3 pseudogenes are annotated in these 1,574 nt (G+C 57.4%); all 3 read left to right on the top strand.

Features of this window, described 5'->3' with window-relative positions:
- Positions 1-83: 83 nt before the first annotated feature.
- Positions 84-194: pseudogene (locus tag D5269_RS17780) on the top strand (transposon-encoded TnpW family protein); the annotation flags it as partial.
- A 105-nt stretch (positions 195-299) separates the two neighbouring features.
- Positions 300-1,103 (top strand): annotated as a pseudogene (locus D5269_RS17775) (VirD4-like conjugal transfer protein, CD1115 family); the annotation flags it as partial.
- 231 nt (positions 1,104-1,334) lie between these two features.
- Positions 1,335-1,463, top strand: a pseudogene (locus tag D5269_RS17770) (Maff2 family protein); the annotation flags it as partial.
- Positions 1,464-1,574 lie beyond the last annotated feature (111 nt).

Here is a 1,574-nt window from a genome sequence, read left to right as displayed (position 1 = left end):
ATATCATGTCGATGCTGTTCCCTCGCCATTTTTCTGCCCTCCTGCTACTTTGAGGACTATTATAGCACATTTCTATTGACGACACAACCTACCTTGTATGGGCGCATTTCAGCGAAACCAGCACTGAAACGATGGAGGACAAAATCAAGCGTATGCTCCGCGAGGAAGTCCGCCGGATGATGGCTGACGAGTAAGCGGCGCATGAGCAGGCCGGGAGCCATAAGGCCCCCGGCTTTTGCTGTGTCAATTTTTTGAATATTCTGTGAACAGTATTAAAAAGTCCTTGACAACTCGTCACAGGCAAGACGGCAAAGTCCATCCTCATCTCCTGCGGCGCGAGGCTGGCCCCCTTCGACATCGCCGAGCTGCGGGAGATCACCCGGTACGATGAGCTGGAGCTGGACACCCTGGGGGACCGCAAGACTGCCCTGTTCCTCATCATGAGCGACACGGACAGCACCTTCAATTTTTTAATCAGCATGATCTACACCCAGCTTTTCAACCTGCTGTGCGAGAAGGCGGACGACCAGTACCACGGGCGGCTCCCGGTCCATGTGCGCTGCCTCATTGACGAGTGCGCCAACATCGGGCAGATACCGAACCTGGAGAAGCTGGTGGCGACCATCCGAAGCCGGGAAATATCGGCCTGCCTGGTCTTGCAGGCGCAGAGCCAGCTAAAGGCGATCTACAAGGACAACGCCGACACCATCATCGGCAACATGGATACCCGCATCTTTTTGGGCGGCAGTGAGCCTACCACCTTGAAGGAGCTTTCCGCCGCCCTGGGCAAGGAGACCATAGATATGTTCAACACCGGGGTGAGCAAGGGCAGCCAGGAGTCTCACAGCGTGAACTACCAGCGGACGGGCCATGAGCTTGCCAGCGTGGACGAGCTGGCGGTGCTGGACGGCGGCAAGTGCATCCTCCAGCTCCGGGGCGTGAGGCCGTTTTTGTCGGACAAGTACGACCTGACGAAGCACCCCAATTTCCAGTACACGGCGGACTGTGACGAGAAGAACCGCTTCGACATCGAGAAGTTCCTGGACCACCGGCTGAAGCTGCGGGCGAAGGACGAATTTGAAGTGATCGACGCGGACGGATGAGCGTCACGCCGTAAAGCCCCCCTCTGCGGGGCTTTTTCCATGTCCGGGCGTTCCCTCCCTGCACGGAACAGCGCCCGCCTGTAATGAAGCTGCCCCCACTCACCTTACGGCAGGCATCCAACAGGCGGGCTGACTGTGCGGGGCGGCGGGCGCCCTTTTGCACCATCAAAACCATTCCACGAACCGGGCGGGGCAAAGGCTCCGCCCACTGTCTTGAAGGAGGACAAAGTTATGGCATTTTTCAACAGTGCGATCGGTGTTTTGCAGACCCTCGTTGTGGCGCTGGGCGCCGGCCTCGGCGTGTGGGGCGCGATCAACCTTCTGGAGGGCTACGGCAACGACAACCGTGCGACACGTTCGTAACTGAAAAGGTTACGCACTAGGTTGTGTCGTCAATAGGAATGTGCTATAATAGTCCTCAAAGTAGCAGGAGGGCAGAAAAATGGCGAGGGAACAGCATCGACATGATAT

The organism is Anaerotruncus sp. 1XD42-93, from assembly GCF_009917605.1.
Classification (GTDB): domain Bacteria; phylum Bacillota; class Clostridia; order Oscillospirales; family Ruminococcaceae; genus Anaerotruncus.
Note: the sequence above shows the minus strand (reverse complement) of the source record. Positions and strands in the feature narration are given on the sequence as shown.